The sequence below is a fragment of the Microaerobacter geothermalis genome (assembly GCF_021608135.1).
In the GTDB taxonomy this organism is placed as follows: domain Bacteria; phylum Bacillota; class Bacilli; order DSM-22679; family DSM-22679; genus Microaerobacter; species Microaerobacter geothermalis.
The window spans coordinates 15603-38900 of sequence record NZ_JAKIHL010000036.1 but is presented as its reverse complement, the minus strand read 5'-3'; the positions used below and the strand labels follow the sequence as shown (position 1 = coordinate 38900).

At 42.6% G+C, this 23298-nt stretch carries 22 protein-coding genes and 2 pseudogenes; 3 read left to right on the top strand and 21 right to left on the bottom strand.

The window, feature by feature from the left end; all coding sequences use genetic code 11:
* Nucleotides 1-181: 181 nt before the first annotated feature.
* The 4 genes from L1765_RS12540 to L1765_RS12525 all read right to left on the bottom strand — a co-directional run bounded on the left by L1765_RS12540 (nucleotide 182) and on the right by L1765_RS12525 (nucleotide 2486).
* Nucleotides 182-910, bottom strand: a complete 729-nt coding sequence (locus tag L1765_RS12540) for a nuclear transport factor 2 family protein (RefSeq protein WP_236407825.1) — start codon at nucleotides 908-910, stop codon at nucleotides 182-184.
* Nucleotides 911-937: 27 nt separating this feature from the next.
* Nucleotides 938-1213, bottom strand: a complete 276-nt coding sequence (locus tag L1765_RS12535) for a hypothetical protein (RefSeq protein ID WP_236407824.1) — start codon at nucleotides 1211-1213, stop codon at nucleotides 938-940.
* A 254-nt stretch (nucleotides 1214-1467) separates the two neighbouring features.
* The gene (locus L1765_RS12530) at nucleotides 1468-1908 is read right to left on the bottom strand and encodes a small multi-drug export protein (protein WP_236407823.1); all 441 of its coding nucleotides are present in this window, start codon (nucleotides 1906-1908) and stop codon (nucleotides 1468-1470) included.
* A gap of 332 nt (nucleotides 1909-2240) precedes the next feature.
* Nucleotides 2241-2486, bottom strand: coding sequence for an AbrB/MazE/SpoVT family DNA-binding domain-containing protein (locus L1765_RS12525; RefSeq protein ID WP_268928888.1), 246 nt, complete (start codon nucleotides 2484-2486; stop codon nucleotides 2241-2243).
* 764 nt (nucleotides 2487-3250) lie between these two features.
* Between L1765_RS12525 and L1765_RS12520 the strand changes: the two genes are divergently transcribed.
* Nucleotides 3251-3514, top strand: coding sequence for a hypothetical protein (locus L1765_RS12520; protein ID WP_236407822.1), 264 nt, complete (start codon nucleotides 3251-3253; stop codon nucleotides 3512-3514).
* 141 nt (nucleotides 3515-3655) lie between these two features.
* On the opposite strand, the pseudogene L1765_RS12515 reads toward L1765_RS12520, so the two are convergent.
* The 3 genes and pseudogenes from L1765_RS12515 to L1765_RS12505 all read right to left on the bottom strand — a co-directional run.
* Nucleotides 3656-3871 (bottom strand): annotated as a pseudogene (locus L1765_RS12515) (DUF3052 domain-containing protein); the annotation flags it as partial.
* Nucleotides 3872-4059: 188 nt separating this feature from the next.
* On the bottom strand, nucleotides 4060-4143 hold the full coding sequence (locus L1765_RS15975) for a putative holin-like toxin (protein WP_268928894.1): 84 nt from the start codon (nucleotides 4141-4143) through the stop codon (nucleotides 4060-4062).
* A gap of 99 nt (nucleotides 4144-4242) precedes the next feature.
* Nucleotides 4243-4668: a hypothetical protein gene (locus tag L1765_RS12505; RefSeq protein WP_236407821.1), complete on the bottom strand. Its 426-nt coding sequence runs from the start codon at nucleotides 4666-4668 to the stop codon at nucleotides 4243-4245.
* A 91-nt stretch (nucleotides 4669-4759) separates the two neighbouring features.
* Here L1765_RS12505 and L1765_RS12500 point away from each other — a divergent pair.
* Nucleotides 4760-4978: pseudogene (locus L1765_RS12500) on the top strand (DUF817 family protein); the annotation flags it as partial.
* Nucleotides 4979-5076: 98 nt separating this feature from the next.
* On the opposite strand, the gene L1765_RS12495 reads toward L1765_RS12500, so the two are convergent.
* The 5 genes from L1765_RS12495 to msrB form a co-directional block, all read right to left on the bottom strand.
* The gene (locus L1765_RS12495) at nucleotides 5077-5271 is read right to left on the bottom strand and encodes a GNAT family N-acetyltransferase (RefSeq protein ID WP_329610031.1); all 195 of its coding nucleotides are present in this window, start codon (nucleotides 5269-5271) and stop codon (nucleotides 5077-5079) included.
* Nucleotides 5272-5970, bottom strand: a complete 699-nt coding sequence (locus L1765_RS12490) for a GNAT family N-acetyltransferase (RefSeq protein WP_236407820.1) — start codon at nucleotides 5968-5970, stop codon at nucleotides 5272-5274.
* Nucleotides 5971-6162: 192 nt separating this feature from the next.
* Nucleotides 6163-7995 carry a molecular chaperone HtpG gene (gene htpG, locus L1765_RS12485; RefSeq protein WP_236407819.1) on the bottom strand — a complete coding sequence of 611 codons (1833 nt, stop codon included), beginning with the start codon at nucleotides 7993-7995 and terminating at the stop codon, nucleotides 6163-6165.
* 198 nt (nucleotides 7996-8193) lie between these two features.
* Entirely contained in the window at nucleotides 8194-9099 is a 906-nt protein-coding gene (locus L1765_RS12480) for a DUF1848 domain-containing protein (protein ID WP_236407818.1), read from the bottom strand.
* Nucleotides 9100-9125: 26 nt separating this feature from the next.
* Nucleotides 9126-10094 (bottom strand): peptide-methionine (R)-S-oxide reductase MsrB, encoded by a 969-nt coding sequence (msrB, locus tag L1765_RS12475; RefSeq protein WP_268928887.1) that lies wholly within the window; start codon nucleotides 10092-10094, stop codon nucleotides 9126-9128.
* Between the two features lie 251 nt (nucleotides 10095-10345).
* Between msrB and L1765_RS12470 the strand changes: the two genes are divergently transcribed.
* Nucleotides 10346-11464: a mechanosensitive ion channel family protein gene (locus tag L1765_RS12470; RefSeq protein WP_329610030.1), complete on the top strand. Its 1119-nt coding sequence runs from the start codon at nucleotides 10346-10348 to the stop codon at nucleotides 11462-11464.
* Between the two features lie 269 nt (nucleotides 11465-11733).
* Here the strand turns inward: L1765_RS12470 and pyrE are convergent, their stop codons facing one another.
* From pyrE to L1765_RS12425, 9 genes are all read right to left on the bottom strand, one after another.
* Nucleotides 11734-12363: an orotate phosphoribosyltransferase gene (gene pyrE, locus L1765_RS12465; RefSeq protein ID WP_236407817.1), complete on the bottom strand. Its 630-nt coding sequence runs from the start codon at nucleotides 12361-12363 to the stop codon at nucleotides 11734-11736.
* A gap of 267 nt (nucleotides 12364-12630) precedes the next feature.
* The gene (gene pyrF, locus L1765_RS12460) at nucleotides 12631-13389 is read right to left on the bottom strand and encodes an orotidine-5'-phosphate decarboxylase (protein WP_236407816.1); all 759 of its coding nucleotides are present in this window, start codon (nucleotides 13387-13389) and stop codon (nucleotides 12631-12633) included.
* Nucleotides 13386-14333: a dihydroorotate dehydrogenase gene (locus L1765_RS12455; protein WP_236407815.1), complete on the bottom strand. Its 948-nt coding sequence runs from the start codon at nucleotides 14331-14333 to the stop codon at nucleotides 13386-13388. Before L1765_RS12455 ends, pyrF begins: the two co-directional genes overlap by 4 nt.
* Nucleotides 14330-15112, bottom strand: a complete 783-nt coding sequence (locus tag L1765_RS12450; protein WP_236407814.1) for a dihydroorotate dehydrogenase electron transfer subunit — start codon at nucleotides 15110-15112, stop codon at nucleotides 14330-14332. The genes L1765_RS12455 and L1765_RS12450 overlap by 4 nt, the downstream gene beginning before the upstream one ends.
* Nucleotides 15105-18377 carry a carbamoyl-phosphate synthase large subunit gene (gene carB / locus L1765_RS12445; protein WP_236407813.1) on the bottom strand — a complete coding sequence of 1091 codons (3273 nt, stop codon included), beginning with the start codon at nucleotides 18375-18377 and terminating at the stop codon, nucleotides 15105-15107. Before carB ends, L1765_RS12450 begins: the two co-directional genes overlap by 8 nt.
* Nucleotides 18367-19491, bottom strand: coding sequence for a carbamoyl phosphate synthase small subunit (locus L1765_RS12440; protein ID WP_236407812.1), 1125 nt, complete (start codon nucleotides 19489-19491; stop codon nucleotides 18367-18369). The genes carB and L1765_RS12440 overlap by 11 nt, the downstream gene beginning before the upstream one ends.
* A 1-nt stretch (nucleotide 19492) precedes the next feature.
* The gene (locus tag L1765_RS12435; RefSeq protein ID WP_236407811.1) at nucleotides 19493-20779 is read right to left on the bottom strand and encodes a dihydroorotase; all 1287 of its coding nucleotides are present in this window, start codon (nucleotides 20777-20779) and stop codon (nucleotides 19493-19495) included.
* Nucleotides 20746-21684, bottom strand: coding sequence for an aspartate carbamoyltransferase catalytic subunit (locus L1765_RS12430; protein ID WP_236407810.1), 939 nt, complete (start codon nucleotides 21682-21684; stop codon nucleotides 20746-20748). Before L1765_RS12430 ends, L1765_RS12435 begins: the two co-directional genes overlap by 34 nt.
* A gap of 182 nt (nucleotides 21685-21866) precedes the next feature.
* Nucleotides 21867-23231 (bottom strand): uracil-xanthine permease family protein, encoded by a 1365-nt coding sequence (locus L1765_RS12425; protein WP_236407809.1) that lies wholly within the window; start codon nucleotides 23229-23231, stop codon nucleotides 21867-21869.
* Nucleotides 23232-23298: the final 67 nt, after the last annotated feature.

The window sequence follows — 23298 nt, the reverse complement described above, 5'->3', positions numbered from 1 at the left end:
CGTTTGCCTCCAGCTTCCTCCAGATTCCGCCTCGCGGCGGACACCCTTGCTCTTGGCTAACGGTAGGCGCTCGCCAGCCCCCGTTCGGGACTTTCACCCTATAGATGATCGCCCATGCTGGGCGCACTAAGAAGCCCGAAAGTAAATTTCCTTTACTTTCGGGTTTTTTCTTTATACCCTGTTATTCAAGTCCTCTATCGGGTTCCCAGAACAAGCGCCAGCGATTTTCCTTATCCTGGAGCAGATGCACCGTCTTTTCTTCTCCGTCGTTTAGTTCTATGTTAACAGCTGCTACATTACCAACGAGTATCTGAAGAGAATATATTTTATAGGTTTCCAGTTTTTCTTCTCCTAAAATCCGTTTTATATCTGGACCCTTTGTTCCCTGCAAGGCCATGAACTGCTGTTTCGAGCTAATTCTTAGCGTTCTGGAAGGGTGATTCTGCAGTGAGGGATGAAGTAAATTCCAGGCCGACTGATAATCCCCCCGTGATGTTAGCTTAAAGTATTCCTTCACCACTTCCTGTGGTTCTGTAATATTCTCAAAATTATCTCCTGCAGAGGATTGTGTAGATTCATTGACTGATTCTTGTATGCCTGACATCACAGGTAAAACCGGAGTAAAAACGGTATTCCCATCCAATTCAGTCACTACCGCCCAAATGACAGTATCCCCTTCTCCAAGAAGGGGTCCTTTATATGTCCAACCGTCTGAGGGATTATTATCTATTCCTAAATCAATCGGGGAAAGAGCTGCAGAAGGGATAGATGCCTGAAAGCGAACGCTTTTAGGCGAGGTGAAGCCTTTTAACCGGATTGTTGAATTCTCATTGATGACGTACCAGCCGTTTTCCATTGCCGGCTGTGGCGTAATCTCAAAAACAGAAGGCAATTTTTCCGGCGGGTTCAAATATAGCTGTGCTTTATAGGATGCAAGTTACTGATGCAATTGATCATACTCCCTTGATATGGCATCTAATTTTTTCGCCAAAGCATCCCTCTCTCTTTTAATTTTAGCTAATTCAGTATTCACTGTGTCCGGCTCTTCCCTCAGATCGCTCCATTCTTCTACATTCCCCATATCACTATTTGTCTCCTCTGTATTCAGTGCTTCTGAAGCTCTTCTGGTCAATTGTTCGATCCAAATCTCCCCGCCATCTTCGGTGGTATAGGGATAAACCGTACTTTTCTTCCCCCCACGGAATTCTACCAAGAATATACCTTCTTTATTATTTGGTCCTGCTTTGCATTATTGCGTGGTTCTTCTTTCGAACCACTTGAGCAGCCGAACAGAATTCCAAACATGAGTAAAAATACCAGCCACAAGCCTATCCAGCTTAACTTTCCCATGAATCCGATCTCCCCCTTTTTAACTTTACTTGATCCGCTGGTTCCCAAAAAATCTGCTTCGACCACTTTCACATTGATCTTGAGAAGTTGGCAATCCTTGTAAGAGTTCGTAGTATCTCATTGCCACAAAAGCTTAATACCCTCTAGTCCCAGCGTTCCAGCTAAGGTTAAGAGTATAGTCCAAACAATAATTCCAATGATAACCCAGAACATAAGCCGGCCTGGGGATGCACCCAAGGAAATTCCAATCGCAGCACCTAGCGGTGCGCCAGTTATAAGAGGTGCTAACAGCCCTAATCCTATTGCTCCGTAACGCTCCCAAATCCTATAGATGCGCCCCCTTTGTTCTGGATCTTTTTTGCCACGGCGTTGTAATAACCAGTTTCTTACTCTGTCGCCTAAAACCACTATTACTGATGCCCCGATCACGGCACCAACTGCGGAAAATAAACCAACCAACACTGGATTTAATTTCATGGCCAGCCCTGCAGGAATCGCTGCCCACAGTTCTATGGCTCCAATAGCTGTGAGTGACAATAACTTAACAACCAGCTCCATTCCTTAACCTCCAAAATGCCTTAGCCGCATGTCGCCTAATATCCCTGGCATTGACGAACAACTGTCCGGCGTTAGATCTTGCCAGTGTTAACTTAAAAATGCTTAGTTAAAGCTTTTTCTATCGAATTCTTGTAGCCATCTGCAATAGAAATTCTTTGTAAATCTTTACTATCAAACCAGCCATATTCAACATGTTCGTCACTTATTGCAATTTTTTCTTTTGGTCATTATCAAATATTAATCCCTTCACAGATACAGAAAGCATCCAATTCATAGATTATCACCATTTAATCAGATTTTTGATGATTTTACCACAGGGTCAATTCTCACAACTATGACAGCTTGTTCATGAACCCTAAACACTCGTTACAAATATCCTTTCCTTTAAAGCGAACAAGCTTGTCTCTATCTCCACAAAAAATGCACCTGTACTTATATTTCATTAAAATAATCTGCTCTCCCAATACATAAATTTCCAGCAAATCGTTATTAGATATTTCCAATGACCGGCGAAGTTTAACAGGAATCATAATACGACCAAGTTCATCAAGATAACGAGTTCCAGCAACTTTGAGCAAAGGTTGTCTCCCCTTTCTTTGTAGCTTAATGAGCTGATGTTTTCAAAGAAATCTAATGATAAAGATATTTTTACCAGCTTTAAAGTTTCAGTGAACGAATAATAATAGTCCGATCCTCGTGATGCATTTTTTGTTATATTATTCCATGGTAGCCGATTCCATTATATTGTAAAATGTAACTGAAAGGTTTCTAAAAGGGTGATAACTATGAGGATTAAAGCATTAGTGATTATTATTTTATACTTTTTCATCACATCAATTGAGACTCCCACAGCTAAAGCCGCAAGTCCTACACCTTACGGTGTGACGGATGGGATTCTTGAATGACTAAGCGTTCGCAGTCCATTTCTGTTTTGAACAGCCTTCAAGATTGGGATGTGCCATCCCATCACCCCTCCGTATCCAGTGCATATAGCAGATACGGCATACACTCTACTTGTCTGTATGAGCAGTGTATCATTTCAAATGCGTCTTCGGTATTGTATCTGTACACTGCATTTGACCTCACTATTTTATGCTAACCAATCAATTCAGGTTGCTGCTCAATCTGTTATATATCAAATGGACTGGTCAGGTCATAACCTCATACTTTTCGAAGAATTCAATTCAAGCAATGATGAACTGTAATGCCCACCATTAATGATCTGGAATATAATGAAAAGATGCTGATAATTTTCCAATTACACAAGGAGGTTAATGAATTGAAAAAAATGGTATTGTTTTTTTAGTTGTTTTTCTTACAGGTTGTACAACAATTAATGCAGATGAACAAATTAGAGCCCTTTCTTTCAGATGAAGAATATGAAGACTTTACTGCAAACCGATTGGCTGAAATTTCAGCTTATGCTGCAACGCAGTACAGGTCTAACATAAATGTAGAAAAAATAACATTTGTAAAAAGGCAAGAAAACAAGGAAAAAGAGACAATAGGATACGATTATACGATGACATTTAAACTCACTGGTAAAGTCAATAAAACTGTAACAAAGAAAGGGAAAATGGTTCTAATCAAGACAGAGAATGGGTAAAAAATAAAGTATGATTGGAATCAGCAGTTAATGCCAAAAGATTTTGAATAAATAATAAGGTAGCGAAAGTTGCATTCTCTACTCTCGGTTGTTGTTGATCCAATCTATTTCACCCCTTCTTCACATACAGATTTGATCGACTTATGATTCCTGTTGGATTCGCTCTTTCCCTTTTTCCGTTACAGCAAAATTCCGCGTCATGGCCTTAATATTTTCCGCTTTCCGGAAATGCAAGGCAGACCAATCATCATCGATGGCTATTTGTCGCACAGGTTCATATCCTTCATCACCCAGCATAACCATTACACTTTCACGGTTGCAATCTGAACCTTTATATGTTTTGGAAGTTTTCTTTGGCAAGGAGTACCTTTTCATAGCAAAATAGATATGTTAAAATAGCATTAGAAAAGTAATTTTTTGAATAAACTTATAAAGACCATAGATGTTGGTAGCATCTACGGTCCGCACAATAGATTGCCATCAAGGGCGATCGGCATAACAGTAACAGAAGCTAGACCTCCGTAGCTGTCAGGCTCAAGGGAGGTCTACTTATTTTTGAGGTAGGAAAGTAAGGCAAGGATGAACATGCCGAACATGAACATCACTACTAAAGCGTCCTTGACTTCCATGGCATCACCTCCTCTCTGGGAGATGAGCCAACCGCCCTTGAGAGCCGATTCTATTGTACACATATTATACCATAGAATAGGGATAGCGAACATATGATTCTATAAATCGTACAAAATTAAACTTTCCGTAAAAGCTCGTCCGCCGTGTAGCAGACTCTCTATTATTCTCTCCCCATTCCCTTCCTTCTGCAGCTCCAATTCCCAATATACCGGAAATCTGCGGCTAACATCCAGCTTGATTAATTCCGGTGGTGCAAGGACAATCCACTGTAAGTGTAGAATCTCAGAGATGGCGAAAATTGGATTTAGAATATGAGTAGATACAGCCTGACCAAAGGGGTTATCCGAAACCAGCACTACCCATTGAATATGATCACACATTTGGCGTCTATAGGTCATAAGCATCATCATGATAATAGTTCGGGCAGCAAGCAGTTGACCACAACTACCTTTTGCCTCGGTTAAGGAACCTCTGTTGATGGTCTCCCACTCGGTATAGTGATGACTCTTAGGCCGTTCGTACATAAACACATTGGAGGAAAAAGGGGATATTTTTGTACGATGACCTTGATTTCCTCCTGGGATAAGGCCTTAAGAAATTCTGATCATGGGACGAACGTTTTACATGCCTCTTGTGCTCTCTTTCTTTTTGATCGGTTTATTTGTCTGGATTGCGGAGAATATTGCCACATTTTTTGGCGCGTGGAAGTATCCCAACCAACATGATCAATGGCAGCTGGTTGGTCTGGGGAAAATCAGTTCTTGGATCCTGTTGGTGATTGTAAGCTTTATGATCGTTGCGCAATTAAAGCATTTGAAGAATCACTTGCAATAGTGTCTCCCCTTCACAGATACAGGAAGCATCCAATTCATAGATTATCACCCTTTATTGAAATTTATAATAATTCTTTTTTGAAAACATAACTTGGTATCTTAATATCCCATTTTCTTTTCATAGAATCTATGTGCATCTCTTCTTTCTACACCTGACGATAAAGCAACAGTTTTACATCCGTTTTCTTCTCCCCACTTATGAATGAATTCTAATAATTTTTCTCCATAGCCCTTTGACCGATAATCTGAATGAGTTACCAGATCATATACCCATACATGCCGACCATGAATCATTTAATGCTCACCTTTTCCTTGGGAAGATGTCCACTCGTTCTTTAATAACCCATATACAACATGATCATAGTATTGGTTATGATGAAAATCCACCTGCCGTAAAATCCCTTCTTCTTTAAAACCTAATCTTACAGGTATTGCAATGCTTCTGGTGTTGTCTGTTCTTGCACGAATTTCAATTCTATTTAATCCCATAACCTCAAATCCATGCCTCAAGAGTTCTTTACAACAGGTTGTCATAATCCCTAGACCTTGATATTCCGAACTTAACCAATAACCAATTGATGTCATTTTCACGTTCCAATTAACATCATGGAAACTGATAGTCCCTATATATTTGTTTCTGTAGAATATTCCCAAAGAAAACCCATTATTATTTGCAAACCGCTGTAATTCAGATGTAATACGCGCTCTTGTATCGTCACTACTGGTTGTTTTTTCTACCCAGGGGAACCACTTGGACAAATATTCACGGTTTTTATGAATCTCCTGAAAAATAACCTCAGTATAGAAAGGTTCAAGTAGTCTTAATTCTAGATCATCATTAATGATATGTTTTAAAATTGCTTTCACCCTCTTTTCAAGAATTTTGCTTAATAAACTTGTATTCCCTGCAATTGATACAGTGTTAGATGATCGGCCAAGCCTTCCTAAGTTAGAACCCACATGAATGCGGATAACCACTATAACAATTTCCATATTGAGACTTGGAATTCCTTTTATTTTTGTACAAAACCCAGATTTTTTCAGGAGGAACTAAGTACGTTTGCCATCATTCATCTGATCTGCTTGCGATTTAGATTACCAGCATACGCGCATTTCTTGATTATGCAAAATACATCAAAAAGGAGCTGCGATTTAGACAGCTCCTTTCCTTTCTTCATTAAGCTATTACACCATGATTTTGCAAATATCGTTGGTGAATTCTACTGGATCCTCGATTGGTAGTCCTTCAATGAGAAGGGCTTGATGATACAAGAGATTGGTATATAACGTGAATTTCTCTTGATCTTTTTCAAAAGCCTCTTTTAATGAGTGGAATACTGGATGATTGGTATTGATTTCCAGCACTTTTTCTGCCTGGATGTTCTGATTATTTGGCATGGCTTTCAGAATTTTTTCCATTTCGATGGAGACTTCACCTTCGGTGGAGAAACATACCGGATGGGTCTTTAGCCGTTTTGATGCCCTTACATCCTTTACTTTATCGGCCAAGATCTTTTTCATGGAATCAAAGAGAGCGATGTTTTCTTGATCGTCTTCTCGTTGATTTTGACTTTCTTCGGTTTCAATGCCCAAGTCACCGCTGGAAACGGATTTAAACTCCTTATCTTTGTATGTCATTAACATTTTGATGGCAAATTCATCGATATCCTCGGTGAAATATAGAATTTCGTATCCTTTCTCGGCAACCAACTCCGTTTGCGGCATTTTTTCAATGCGTTCATAGGTCTCCCCGGTGGCGTAATAGATGTATTTCTGGTCTTCCGGCATTCGGGACACATATTCCTCTAAGGTGACCAACTTTTTCTCTTTCGATGAGTAGAACATCAACAAGTCTTGCAATTCTTCTTTATGGCTTCCAAATTCATGATAAACGCCAAATTTCAATTGTCTGCCAAAGGATCTGTAAAATTCTTCATACTTTTCTCTCTCATCCTTTAATAGGCTTAGCAATTGGCTTTTGATCTTACTTTTGATGTTCTTGGCAATCAGCTTAAGTTGACGATCATGCTGCAACATCTCCCGGGAGATATTAAGCGATAAATCCTCCGAATCGACCATACCTTTGACGAAGCTAAAATAATCGGGCAGCAAATCCGGACATTTGCTCATAATCAATACACCGTTGGAATAGAGTTCCAATCCTTTTTCATATTCCTTTGTATAATAGTCAAAGGGAATTTTCTCAGGGATAAAGAGAATCGCATGATATCTTACGGTCCCATCAACACTGATATGGATGTGCTTGATGGGTTTGTCAAAACCGTAATGTTTCTCCTTGTAGAAATTCTCATAATCCTCAGGAGTAAGTTCATTTTTATTTTTTCTCCAGATCGGAACCATACTGTTGATGATCTTCTCTTCATTGGCAATATTCATTTTAATGGGATAACGGATGAAATCGGAATACTTTTTAATGATGGCTTGTAGCCCATACTCTTCCAGATACTCGTCATAGTTCTCGTCTTCGGTATTTTCTTTTATTTTTAGAATAATCTCAGTCCCCACGGATTCTTTCTCAATGGGTTCAATGGTGTATCCATCCGCACCTGATGACTCCCACTTGTACGCCTGTTCACTGCCTAAGGCCTTGCTGATGACGGTAACCACGTCTGAGACCATAAATGCCGAATAGAAACCAACACCAAATTGACCGATGATTTCATGGCCATCTTTGATTTCATTTTCACTTTTGAATGCTAAAGATCCACTCTTGGCAATGGTTCCAAGATTATTCTCCATTTCTTCTTTTGTCATTCCAATACCGGTATCGATGATCTTCAACGTCCGATTTTCCTTATCTGGAACGACCTTGATGTAGTAATCTTCTTTATTGAATGACAAAGAATCATCCGTTAATGCTTTATAATAGATTTTGTCAATCGCATCGCTGGCATTGGAAATTAATTCTCTTAAAAAGATCTCTTTATGCGTATAGATCGAGTGAATCATCAATTCCAACAGCCTTCTTGATTCCGCTTGAAATTGTTTTTTCTCCATACAGATTCCCCTCTCCATATAACAACTTGTCCTGATATCATGAATTGTTCTGATAAAGTATCAATCATGGAATTAGCACTCAAATGAGAAGAGTGCTAATCACTTTCTTAAATATCATATAGAGCCGCCTATGTCAAATAGATGATAAGATTTACCATGAAACCTAATATTTGAGCCATTTTGTTAAAAAGAATAAGTTTATTTGTTTTCAATAATTAACGAGGCGCTGTCGGGTCTATGTTTTTTTAATGTATTCGCCACCGACTGTGAGCTTTGAACCGCATAACAATAGGTACAATTAAACCTACACGTATTATATGCACCCATGTCTACCGACTCAGTACACAAACATTCATCCCGTTGATTTTTATCTTTTTTGTACTTTATGTTCATGCCAAAAATGCTTTGGATTAATCCGGCATCTATACACATGCCATGTTCTATGCCAAACCGGTCTAAATCCACAGCCTCCGCGCAGGTAACGACTTGGAATTTGTTGTGATCCGCAATTTGCTTTATTTCCTTTGCCATAAAGCCTAACTCATCAGCAAACTGAGGGTCCGTCATATCCGTAAAAGTTAAATGATATTTATTCTGTAATGCTTTGAGCCTGGTTTGTACCTTGCCATAAAAATCTAGAAAACTAATCACTAGGCGCCCTGAGTACCCCTTAAGTTTGCCGGCAATATAAGATATCTTCTCCAAATGGTACTCCATCGGGGTGACTGAACTGATGATGATCGGATCAAATCTCCAGATCACCCGTTCTGGACCGAGTCTTTCACTTAAAATCTTGAAAGTCTCGATTCTGGACGAAAGAGAAGGCATTGCCGGTTCAAAATGTTCCGGATAATCATTCAATGTATGCTGGAAATAATATCGGTAACCCAATCCATCCAATTGATTCAAATGTTTGAGAAATGGCTTCGGATTTTTCGTCCAGAAAACAATCGCATCCAGATCATCCGGCAAAAGACTAAATCTTCTGACCTGTTTAGTATTAAAAGGATTGATCCTATGGAAATATCCTTGCTCGATTCGCATCATAAACCAATCCCCGAAGAAAGCGGGAATATCTGTCCTTCGACTTGCACTAATGATCATGATATCTACCCCTCATCTGAAGGTAATTACTCAAACAGGCTTTTATACTCGCCGTACCCTTCCTCTTCCAGCTTATCCTTGGGAATAAAGCGTAAAGCAGCCGAATTGATACAATATCGCAATCCCCCTTTTTCGGGTGGACCATCGTCAAATACGTGTCCCAAATGGGAATCTCCGTATTTACTGCGTACTTCCGTGCGGATCATACCGTGGCTTGTATCTAGATTTTCGTTAATGTGGTGATTGTGCAGCGGTTTAGTAAAGCTTGGCCATCCACATCCGGCATCGTATTGATCTAATGAGCTGAACAACGGTTCTCCCGAGACGATGTCCACATAGATGCCTTCTTCTTTGTTATTGTAATATTCGTTCCGAAACGGAGGTTCAGTTCCGTTGTTTTGCGTTACCTCATATTGTAGCGGCGTAAGTTTTTCCTTCAGGATGTCCTTATCCTTTTTTACACGCCAATGCCTTTCCGTGAATCCTTTTCTTCCGGATCCTTCATAATAGCGATCGTAGTGGAAAGGGTTCTTCTTGTAATAATTCTGATGCTTTTCTTCTGCCGGATAAAAGGGACCTGCCGGAAGGATTTCGGTTACAATCGGCTGATCAAACCGTTTGCTCTCTTCTAATTCCCGTTTTGATTCTTCTGCCAGTCTTCTTTGTTCTTCATTATGATAGTATATTGCTGTTTTGTAGTGTTCCCCACGGTCATAGAACTGTCCTCCCGCATCGGTTGGATCAATATTCATCCAGAAAATATTTAACAGCTTTTTATACGGGAATATGTTCGAATCAAATGTAATCTGGACAGCCTCCCGATGGCCTGTGGTATCCGTACATACCTCTTCATAGGTAGGGTTTTCTGTATGTCCCCCCGTATAACCGGACACCACACTATGGATTCCAGGCATTTCATCAAAGGGCTTGACCATGCACCAAAAACATCCCCCAGCGAAAGTTGCCTTCTCCAATTTCGATTGTGGTTGACCCAATCTATTTCCCTCCTTCTTCACATCCAGTTGTAATCAACTTAGGATTATAGATATCAGTTAAATTTTGACCTTCATTTATTATATCAAAATTGGATGATGTTTTACGTTCTTGTTGTCATTGCACAATTGACCATTTGAGGCAAATAAGTTCCATAAAACTTCATGTAAACTAGTTTCTATACCCCTTAAAAAATCTGGAGTTTTTTTGGTGAATGATGATAAAATAACAAATAGAAATGGAGGGGAAATTTGTGGCAGAAGTATTTTATTCGTTCCAGTCAATGCTTCCACCCTGGTTTGTAACCTGGCAATTCTTTATCATTGCCATCGGTATTTTTCTGTTCTTTTTATTGCTAAGAAAAATTTTTGTAAAATATATTTTCCATTTGATTTTGCGATTAACAAAGAAAACAAAAACGGAGCTGGACACCTATATACTCCTTGCCTTTGAAAAACCGTTGCGGGTGTTATTTATCATTATTGGCCTTTATCTTTCACTTAATTACTTGACCGATTATTTGTCATTAAAACCAATATATCAAGTTATTCTGTTGAAGATTTTTCGGTCATCCATCATCATATTATTGGCATGGGGAACATTTAACCTGACCAGCTCCTCTTCACTGCTGATCGAAAAGCTAAGGGAAAGATATAATTTTCAAATTGACAAATTGCTGATTCCCTTCGTTGCCAAGGTTTTAAGATTTGTGGTCGTGGCTTTGGCAATAAGCATCGTGGCTCAGGAGTGGGAATATGATGTCAACGGTTTAGTGGCGGGTCTGGGATTGGGAGGATTGGCTTTTGCACTGGCTGCAAAGGATACAGTGGGCAATATTTTTGGCGGGATTGTGATCATCACTGAGAAACCCTTTTCCTTAGGCGATTGGATTCAAACTCCAAGTGTAGAAGGAACTGTAGAAGACATTACCTTTAGAAGTACAAGGATTCGCACCTTTGCCCAGGCACTGGTCACCATCCCCAACTCTACTTTAGCCAATGAGCCTGTAACCAACTGGAGCAGAATGGGAAAGCGAAGAATTACCTTTAATTTGGGCATTAGCTATACTACACCTAGAGAAAAGATTGATAAAGTGGTGAAAGAAATCAGGTATATGCTTGAGAATCACCCCGAAATTCATAAAGATACGATTTTTGTCCGCTTTGATAAGTTTAATGAAAGCAGTTTGGATATTTTCCTCTATTTCTTTACCAATACAACCAATTGGGGAGAATGGTTACGGGTGAAGGAAGATTGCAATTTAAAGATACTGGAGATTCTTGAAAATGAGGGAGTATCCATAGCTTTCCCAAGCCGAAGCATCTATTTTGAGAAGCCGTTGGTGGATCAGAAAATCAAAATGACTAAGTAAACAACCTAATTTAGAAACAGGATAAAAAGACCGACTCGAATGCTTCGAATCGTTTCCTTCAACCAATTTTTAAACATATCAAACGTCATATCTTTTTTTGAAATTTCTTTCATTTAGTTGATATCCAATCGTTCATGATGAAGAAAAAACAGCCTTTTTCCCCACTCACAGTCTGATTTTGATTTCCAATGAACACAGGCTCTTCATCGATCCAAAATTTAAGGTAAAAGCCATGCAATAAAACTTAATCGCATGGCTCATAAAAGGGATTATATCATCTTTTCAAATTGAGTTGGATCCTGCCTCCAGACCCTTAATAATTCCAATTCATCTGTACTGATTCGATTCTCATCAACAGCTACCTTCATCAAGGCATCATAATCAGTGATCGTTGCATAGGGGATACCCGCATCTCGGAAAGCTTCCTCTGCTGCATCAAGAAGATAGGTAAAAATAGCCGCTACACCGAGAACCTTTCCCCCTGCTTCTCTTATGGCTTGTACTGCGGTTAATGAACTGCCGCCGGTTGAAATTAAATCCTCGATCACTACAACCCTTTGTCCTTCTTTCAATACACCTTCGATTTGGTTTTCCCTGCCATGGGACTTGGCCTTTGAACGAACATAGATCATTGGCAAATTCATTTTTTGGGCAACCCATGCCGCATGGGGAATACCTGCAGTCGCCGTCCCTGCAATCACTTCTGCTTCAGGATATTTCTCCTGGATCAACTGAACTAATCCACTGGCGATCCTGTCCCTAATCTCCGGATAGGATAGAGTCAACCGATTATCGCAATAAATGGGGGACTTGATTCCAGAAGACCAAGTATAAGGTTCCTTTGGTGAAAGGGCAACTGCTTTAATTGATAGTAAATCCCGCGCCACCTGTTCCTTCAATCTCTACTCAACTCCTTAACTACAAAGATATGTCCAGATGAAGGAACTAAAGAATTTACTTTGGACAGCCTTTGAGTTCGTACTTAGTGGAGGGACTGAAGAACGGGAATTAACCCTCAAACTGACTCCATCTTTGAATTACCCAGATGTTTTTGAGGGCTCCGTTCTTTAGTCTCGAAACGGATTTTAATAACTTCTTCGGCGAACTCAACCTGCGGATAAGTAAATCTTTAGTTCCACCTCTATAGATGAATTACTAACGTCAGGTTAAAGATCGGACATGCACCGTACAACGATTTCTTCAAATGCTTTCGCTGGATCTGCTGCTCTAGTTACGGGCCTCCCTATTACAATATAATCTGTCCCCAGAGCAAAGGCTTCTTCAGGAGTAGTAATCCGGTGCTGATCTCCTTTGTCCCCTTCAGGAAGCCTGATTCCGGGAGTAACCGTTAGGAAGCTGGAACTGCAAACCTGTTTTACCCTCTTCACTTCCAGTGGTGAAGAAACAACCCCGTCTAATCCTGCTTCCTTAGCAAGGATCGCATAACGTTCAACGGTTTTCTCCACAGATCCGGGTATTCCGATCTCATGATTTAAAACAGACTGGCTGGTACTGGTTAATTGGGTTACTCCAATCAATAACGGTTTTACCGAAACATTTGCTTTCTCCAGTCCTTCCCTGGCCGCTTCCATCATCCCTTTGCCGCCGGAAACATGAACATTCACCATATCCACACCCAGATTAGCCATGCTTTGAATGGCACCCTTGGCGGTATTGGGGATGTCGTGAACCTTTAAATCAAGGAATATGCGGAATCCTAGTTCCTTCAGCTTTTCTATGATGCGGGGACCCGTTGAATAAAAAAGCTGCATGCCTACTTTCATATAATGAACTTTTCCACTTAAACTTTCAGCTAGATTGATGGCTTCTTGATAAGAGGGGAAATCAAGAGCGACAATAATCTGGTGACGAATGTTATCCTGATCACCGAGGTTCCTTTGACTAGAACGAATAGACTCACTCATTTTCTCCACCCCATCCCGGTTAATTCTGATATATGATCTACCCCAATCTTATCCAACCATCCTTCCAATTCCCCTATAATTTCCGGACAGGCATAGGGATTGACAAAATTGGCCGTTCCAACCGCTACGGCAGAGGCACCGGCAAGGAAAAACTCAATCACATCTTCGGCGGACATGATGCCTCCCATGCCAATGATCGGTATTTCTACCTGCTGGCTTACTTCCCAGATCATGCGAATGGCCACTGGTTTTATGGCCGGTCCGGAAAGGCCTCCTGTTCCGTTAGCTAAAATTGGTCGTTTTGTTTTAAGATCAATCCTCATTCCCAACAACGTGTTAATCATGCTTAGCCCATCAGCCCCTGCCTTTTCCACCGCCTTGGCAATCGACACGATGTCGGTTACATTGGGAGAAAGCTTTACAAAGACTGGTACCTTGGAGACCTTCTTCACTTCACGGGTCAAATCAGCCGCAACTTCAGGATCCGTTCCGAAGGTGATGCCACCGCACTTCACATTAGGACAGGAAATATTTAACTCAATCGCCGCTGCATTCTTCACTTCAGAAATCCGATCACACACGACAACATAGTCATCCACGGTTGTTCCGGCCACATTGACAATGATCGGCACATCAAACTGCCCCAACCAAGGTAACTCTCGGGATATGACGGCATCAAGTCCGGGATTTTGCAGCCCAATGGCATTTAACATCCCCCCCGGGGTTTCTGCCACCCTTGGAGTAGGATTACCCAATCGCTCTTCCAACGTGGTTGCTTTGACAGCAATGGCTCCCAGCAAACTTAGATCAAAAAATTGGGCATATTCCCGACCAAATCCAAAGCAGCCGGATGCAGGCATAACCGGATTTTTCATGGAAATACCGGCAAGGTTAATCTGTAAACGGTCGCTTATGTCAGGAACTCTGATCACAGAATGACTCATAGGGCTACCTCCTCCAATGCAAAAACAGGGCCGTCTGAGCATATTTTTTTATATTTCTTTTCAGATGAGTTTACCTGGCAAACACAGGCCAAACAGGCCCCAACCCCGCAGCCCATCCGCTGTTCAAGGGAAAGATATCCTTCTTTCTCCTCTTCTTTAAAGAGATGCTGAATTGCTTTTAGCATCGGAATCGGTCCGCAACTGTATAGAACATTCCACTTTTTCACCTGTGGAAACAGATCGGTTACCAGCCCCTGATACCCGTATGAACCATCGATCGTCGTCACATAAACGGTACCGAGGAAAGCCAATTCATCCTCCAGGAAAACCTGATTCTTCTCGCCAAATCCGATGATGCTGGTTACCTTGACCCCTTGCCGAACCAATTTCTTCGCTAGATAGAGAAGGGGAGGAACCCCCACTCCCCCTCCAACCAGGAGAGCATGATCACCAGACTGGCGATGGTGAATGGGAAACCCCTGTCCAAGGGGACCCAGGACATCCACTTCAGTTCCCACAGGAGTTTCTGCTAATAATTGGGTTCCCTTTCCTTCCACCCGGAAAATGATCGTTAATTTATTTTCTTCAAGATTCACATCACAGATGCTGATTGGCCTGCGAAGGAATGGATCAATCCCCATTCCCGGTCTTATATGAATAAATTGCCCCGGTTCATCCATTTCTTTGACCAATTCTCCAACCAATTCCACTCTAATGATTCCTTCGGCAATCTCTTCTTTATGAACGATGGTTAATATACCTTTTCTTGACTTACCCATGGACAACAACCTCTTTTTGTGTATTTAAAGGAGGCATGGGTTGGGAGGTAAAGGTGATAGATTCCAATACTTTCAACAGTGCTTTTGCGGTATCCAGGGAAGTCAGACATACCACCCCGTTTTCCACCGCTTCCCGACGAATTCGGAATCCATCCCGTTCAGGAATTTTTCCTTTTGTTAGCGTATTAATCACAAAATCAGCTTTCCCGTTGCGAATCACATCCAATATATTGGGGCTTCCTTCCCTTAATTTGTTCACGGTGGCAACCTTTAAACCTGCGTTTCTGAGAAGGGATGACGTTCCCTTGGTAGCAATCAGTTTATATCCCAACTCACTGAAACCCTTAGCCACCTCCAGGGCTTCTTCCTTATCCTTGTCGGCAACAGTGATCAGAACGGAGCCGTGGGCCGGAATCCTCATTCCTGAAGCCACAAGCCCTTTATACAAAGCTTTGGCCAGATTTTTGTCCCTGCCAATCACTTCACCGGTCGATTTCATTTCCGGCCCTAATGTGACATCCACCCGACGAAGTTTGGCAAAGGAGAAAACGGGAACTTTTACCGACACATAAGGTTCTTCAGGATGATAACCGCCCTCATATCCTTGTTCACATAATGATTCACCCATGATGATTTTGGTTGCAATATTGGCCATCGGGATACCGGTGACTTTGCTAAGGAAGGGAACGGTCCGTGAAGAACGAGGATTTACTTCGAGAACATACACCTTTTCCTCATGTACGACAAATTGGATATTAAGCAACCCTTTGGTTTGCAGTCCCCTGGCTATTTGTCCAGTCATATGGATAATTTGATTTTTCACTTGCTGGGAGAGTGTTTGGGGGGGGTAAACCGCAATGGAATCTCCGGAGTGAACACCAGCCCTTTCAATGTGTTCCATAATTCCCGGTATCAACACTTGCTCCCCGTCACTGATGGCATCTACCTCCACCTCTTTTCCCAAGAGATAACGGTCAATCAGAACGGGATGTTCCGGATTGATTTTCACCGCTTGTTCCATATAACCGAATAGTTCTTGGTCCGTATAGACAATCTCCATAGCCCTTCCTCCAAGCACATAGGAGGGTCGAACCAGCACCGGGTAACCCAAAACCTTTGTCGCTTCAAGGGCTTCATTCAATGAAGTAACCGTTTTTCCAGGAGGCTGGGGAATGTTTAGCCGTTTTAACAGCTTTTCAAACTTCTCCCTGTCCTCGGCCGTATCAATGCTCTCCATGGATGTACCCAGAATGGGGACGCCTTCCTTCTCCAAAGATTCCGCCAGGTTAATCGCCGTTTGTCCCCCAAATTGAACAATCACGCCCACCGGTTTCTCCACTTCGATCACATGAAGGACGTCCTCTAAATAGAGAGGTTCAAAGTATAGCCTGTCTGATGTGTTAAAATCAGTGGACACCGTTTCCGGATTGTTGTTAATGATTACAGCTTCATATCCTGCTTCTTTCAGGGCCCATACCGCATGAACGGTAGAATAATCAAACTCGATTCCTTGGCCGATCCGAATAGGTCCTGAACCTAATACAACCACCCTTGGTTTATCGGTATTCTCCCTTTCATCTTCCTCTTCATAGGTGGAGTAATAATAAGGAGTAGCGGCAGCAAATTCAGCTGCACAGGTATCCACCATTTTGAAAACGGGACGTAAACCTGAATCAAGTCGAAATTGGCGAAGCTGCTTTTCAGTCACCCCGATGAGTTCGGCCAATTTTTTATCGGTAAATCCTTTTCTTTTGGCCTCCCACAAAATCCCTTTTAGCCCCGGGATCTCCTGAAGGGAGTCATTGCTCATTGGATATCCGGCAGATTTGATTTCGTTGATGAATTGCCTGATCTTTTCTTCCAAATCAATGATTCCTTTGATTTTCGCCAAAAAAAAGGGATCAATCTGGGTCACTTTATGAACTTCTTCGATGGTTTTTCCTCTGCGAAAAGCTTCGGCTACGAGGAATAATCGTTCATCATCGGCATGCTGCATGCGGAAATTTAATGTCTCGTCATCTAAAATGTGGGCATCCTTCAATTCCAGATGATACGTTCCAATCTCTAATGAACGGACGGCCTTCAACAGAGATTCTTCCAAGGTTCTGCCGATGGCCATCACCTCCCCGGTGGCCTTCATCTGGGTTCCAAGCTTTCGATTGGCAGCGGTAAATTTGTCAAAGGGCCAGCGGGGAATCTTGGTCACTACATAATCCAATGCAGGCTCAAAACTGGCATAGGTTTGTCCCGTTACCGGATTTTTTAATTCATCCAACACGTATCCGATGGAAATTTTGGCGGCCATTTTGGCAATGGGGTATCCGGTGGCCTTTGAAGCCAATGCACTGGAACGGCTGACCCTCGGATTGACCTCGATCACATAATATCGATAACTGTAGGGATCCAATGCAAATTGGACATTGCATCCTCCCTGTATATTCAAGGAGCGGATGATTTTCAAGGAGGCAGACCGAAGCATTTGGTATTCCCTGTCTGATAAGGTTTGACTTGGGGCGACTACAACACTGTCTCCGGTATGAACTCCAACCGGGTCTATATTTTCCATATTACAAACGACGATACAATTATCTTTGGAATCCCGCATCACTTCATATTCGATTTCCTTATATCCGGCAACACTTTTTTCCACTAGACACTGCTTGATCGGACTGTATTTCAATCCGCTGGCTACAATTTCCTGCAAGCTTTTCTCATCGTTGGCAATTCCTCCGCCAGTTCCTCCCAAGGTATAAGCAGGACGGACGATGATGGGATAACCAATTGTGTTGGCAAAGTGAAGAGCTTCATCAATCGAGTGGATAATCTCGCTCTCCGGAACCGGTTCTCCAATTTCCTTCATTAATGCTCGAAACAATTCACGGTCCTCCGCCTTTTTTATAGCGGTTAAATCTGTTCCCAGCAGTTCTACGTTCTCTTCAGACAGTACTCCTGATTCCGCCAGCTCTACGGCAAGGTTAAGTCCCGTTTGTCCTCCAAGGGTCGGAAGCAGCCCATCGGGTTGTTCCTGACGAATCACTCTGGTTACAAAATCAGCGGTCAGGGGCTCCATAAATACCTTGTCAGCAATATTGGTATCGGTCATGATGGTGGCAGGATTGCTGTTAACCAGGATCACTTCCATTCCTTCTTCCTTTAACGCCTGACAAGCCTGGGTTCCGGCATAATCAAATTCTGCCGCCTGTCCAATTACAATGGGACCAGAGCCAATAACCAGAATCTTCTTTAAATCGTCTCTACGAGGCATAGCTCTTCTCCCCTTTCCCTTTGGTGTTAGTGATGAGTTGAATAAACTCATCAAATAAATAGCCGGAGTCCTCCGGACCAGGTGATGCTTCCGGATGGTATTGTACGGAGAAGGCCGGAAGATGCTTATGCTTTAGTCCTTCTACCGTTCCGTCATTGATGGCAAGATGGGTCACTTCCAGATCTGTCTGCTCCAATGAGGCCAAGGTTACGGTGTACCCATGATTTTGCGAAGTGATATAGGTTTTTTCTGTTTTTAAATCTTTCACGGGATGGTTGCAACCCCGGTGGCCAAATTTCAACTTCTCGGTATCTGCCCCGCAGGCAAGGGCAAACAATTGATGTCCCAAGCAGATTCCAAAGATGGGATATTGGCCGATTAATTCCTTCACGGTCTCTGCAACCGTCATCACATCCTTTGGATCCCCAGGTCCGTTGGACAGCAGGATCCCATCAGGCTGAAGATTATGGATCTCTTCCGGCTGGACCTTATGGGGAACCACCACCACATCACAACCGCGCTTCGTCAATTCCCGAAGGATCCCATGCTTAAATCCCAAATCGACAAGAACCACTCGATATCCTGCTCCAGGAGATGAAAAGGCGGATTTGGTGGAAACCATTTCTACCTGATTTCTCATCAAAGGTGCCTCCAGTTTCTTTAACAGGATCTCTTTAGATTCCCTAGACGTGGTGATGATGCCTTTCATGGTGCCGGCATGGCGTATTTTTCTTGTTAATTTTCTCGTATCTATCTCGCTGATTCCTGGAATACCATAGGATTTTAAAAGTTGATCCAAAGTCATATGGGATCTCCAATTGCTGGGGATTTCCGCAAATTCCCTGACCGCAAAACCGAAGATGTGGGGCTTGATCGCCTCAAAATCATCTCTGTTGATTCCATAATTCCCGATCAGAGGATAGGTCATGGTGACAATTTGTCCGCAATAGGAAGGATCGGACAATACTTCCTGATATCCGGTCATTCCTGTATTGAAGACGACCTCTCCGATTCTTTCCGTGGTGGAACCAAAGGATTTTCCGATAAATTCCGTACCGTCTTCTAGAATGAGCCTTGCTGTCTCATTCAATTGATGATCGTTTTTGGTATTCATGTTAAGCCTCTCTCCTCTCCAGTTCATTCCAGATGATTTTCCCTTCGACCATCGTGAATTCAGGCCAGCCTTGTAGCTTCCAACCGGTAAAGGGGGTATTTTTGCCCTTTGAAGCAAATTCACTGGGGTTTACTTCCTTTTCTTTGGCCAGATTAACAACCGTCAAGTCGGCTGAAGCCCCTTCAACAAGTTTTCCCCATGGAAGTTGAAACAGTTGGGCAGGTCTTACTGTGACCAGATCAACCAATTTGGCAAGTGAGATGATTCCTTTTTCGACCAAATGGGTATAGAGCAGTGGAAAGGCCGTCTCCAATCCGACGATGCCAAAGGGGGACTTTTCCATACCCCTCTCTTTTTCTTCTTTCATATGGGGGGCATGATCAGTGGCAATGATATCGATCGTGCCATCGATCAGTCCTTCAATCAATGCTTCCCGATCTTCTTTTCCCCTTAAGGGAGGATTCATTTTGTAATTGGGATCCAATCCCGGAATATCTTCATCACATAACAACAAATGGTGGGGGCTTACCTCTGCCGTTACATAGATTCCATTTTTCTTTGCCTCCCTGACAGCCCTGACCGATTCCTTGGTGCTGATATGGCAGACATGATAATGAACCCCAGTAGCTTCAGCCAGCAGGACATCCCTTGCAATATGAATCGATTCTGCTTCAGAAGGGATTCCCTTTAATCCAAACTTCCGAGAAAAAACCCCTTCATGAACACATCCTCCCTTTGCCAGTGAATCATCTTCGCAATGGGCAACAATAGAGAGCCCTATTTTTGCCGCCTGATTCATGGCCTCTTTCATCATGGCTGCGTCCTGGATGCCTACCCCGTCATCTGATAAGGCCACGACTCCTGCCGCTTTCAAGGAAGAGAAATCGGTGAGTTCTTTTCCCAATTCCCTGATGGTGATCGCCCCAATCGGAAGTACCCGCACGTTTCCTACTTCTCTTGCTTTATTCTTGATCCACTGAACGACTTCTGAAGAGTCAATGACCGGCTTTGTATTGGGCATGCACGCGATAGTTGTAAATCCGCCTTTTGCTGCTGCCAATGTTCCGGTTGCAATGGTTTCCTTTCCTTCGAATCCCGGCTCACGCAGATGGACATGCATATCAACAAATCCTGGAAGAAGAAGCTTTCCATTTAAAGGAATCACTTCATGATCTCCCTCAGAAATTGCTCGATTAATCTGTTTAATCTTTCCATTTTCGATCAGCACATCTAATTTTTGCTGTTCATGATCCCTTAGCACATGAGCGTTTTTGAAGAGAATGCCCATCCTTTACTACCTCCCTGTTTGCATCTTTCCAATACCGCCATTCGAACAGCCACACCATTGGCTACTTGTTTCTGTATCAGTGATTTTTCACATTCAACCAATGAACTGGCAATTTCAACATCACGATTCACCGGAGCAGGATGCATGATGACTGCTCCTTTTTTCATCTGTCGCGCCCGTTTCTCCGTTAATCCATAGGAGAAATGGTAGTCCTGTGGGGTCAAGATCAGTCCCCCATGATGGCGCTCACGCTGAACCCTTAACATCATGACCACATCAGATTGGGTAACCGCTTCATCCATATCAACAACCCGGGCCTTATGATGAAATTCCTTTTCCTCGAGCATCAGATGATCGGGACCGCTAAAGACTAATGAAATTCCCAGTTGAGGCATGATGGAAAGGTGGGAACGTGCGACCCTGGAGTGAAGAATATCTCCGATGATGGCAACCTTTAGCCCCTCAAATTGACCAAAGTGCTGTTTAATGGTCAGCAGGTCCAACAGACATTGAGTAGGATGCTCGTTCCATCCGTCTCCGGCATTAATAAGGGAAATCTTCACTTGCTTGGCCAGCGGTTCCAGGATATAGCTTTCCGGATGTCGAATAACCGCTATTTCTACACCCATGGACTCTAACGTCCTGAGAGTGTCATAGAGAGTTTCTCCTTTTTGGGTGCTGGCGGTTTCAGCACGAAACTGAAGGACATCGGCACCTAGTCTTTTCTCGGCGACCTCAAAGGATAATCGGGTTCTAGTGCTGGGTTCAAAAAACAGGTTTGCCACAAAGGTTCCAGACAAAGCCTGGCTTCGTTCTGCTGGACGGTTTGCCCAGTAGGCTGCCCTTTCTAAGATCTCCTCCACTTCCCATGTATCCAATCCCTTTATTCCCAACAGATGTTTCATGCAAATCCTCTCCTCATTTTCAGAATCGGTACTAATGATTTCCATTTGCCCAACTGACCTAAAGAAAAAGCTCCCCACCGTAAGCAGTCAGGGAGCAGCCGAAAATTTCTCTAGATGATACCCTTACCAATCTCACGGGATTGATTTAAAGGCTATAATTCTAGGTTGATGATGATTAAGGACTATGAAGCTTTTTGAGCAGCTTGATTTCCTTCATTCTGTTTGCTGCCATAGGCTGATTCCTTACCGGGCAATACGGCATGGAGAACAATTCCCAAGAAGGTAGCCATGGCAATGTTATCGATGGTTAGGTTGGCGACAATATGTTGTATCGTAATTTCGGGAAACTCCAATCTGAAGCCTCCAATACCCGTTACGAGAATAATGGCTGAGATGACCATGTTTCTTTTATTGGAAAAGTCTATTTGGTTTTCAACATACATTCTTACCCCTTGAGCAGCAATAATTCCGAATAGGATGATGGTAACTCCGCCAAGAACAGGTTTGGGAATTGTCATTAAAACCGCACCAATTTTCCCAATGAAGGCAAATATGATAGCAAAGATGGCTGCCAATCCGATCACGTTTCTGCTGTACACCCGGGTAATGGCCAATACGCCAATGTTTTCGCCATAGGTGGTATTGGGAGGTCCTCCAATAAAGGCAGCCAGCGATGTAGCCAATCCATCCCCCAACAGGGTACGGTGTAGTCCTGGCTTCCTCATCAAATCCCTGTCCATGACGTTTCCGGTTACTAATAGATGACCGATATGCTCTGCCAAAGTTACCAAAGCGACAGGTACGATCACTAACGCCGCAATCCAAGCACCCGGATTAGACATTGCTGCCAACAGTTCGGTCGTAAGCATATGCTTGTCAAACATATCTATTGGTTTGATAAACCAGGAAGCTTCCTTTACAATCTGAAAATCGATCATTTGAGGGAATCGAATGATTGAGTAAATATATCCGACTATCATACCTGTCAGTACGGGAATCACTGAGAAGAACCCACGGAAGAATATCATGGAGACCACGGTTACAATAAGGGTAACGAAGGCAACTTCCACGGATTGATTAGAATAAACGTCAGGGTTTAACGGATCCTTTAGGGCCCAGTTTACCGCTACTCCAGACAAGCTTAATCCGATGACAATAATGATGGATGCAATCACCATGGGGGGAAGCAGTTTATTTAAGAAGTCCACTCCGCTTTTTAGTACAATAGCTGAAATGATGACATATACTAGACCGGCCAGCAAAGCTCCCAGCATGGCAGCTCCTACACCTTCACTGGCAGAGACTGAAATGATTGGGCCGATGAAGGCAAAGGACGAACCTAAATAGTTGGGCACCCTTCCCTTTGTAATCAAGAGAAATAGCAATGTACCTAATCCGCTGGATAAAAGAGCAGCGGAAACATCAAGCCCGGTCAATAATGGAACCAGTACAGTCGCTCCGAACATGGCAAACAGATGCTGTAAGCTGAGTGGTACTAACTTCTGAATGGCCGGGGTTTCATGAACATCTACAAAGTTTTTTTCCATTGAAATGACCTCCTTAAGATTAGCCGTGAGAATCTATAATTTAACTAATTCGATATGGATGAAAAGC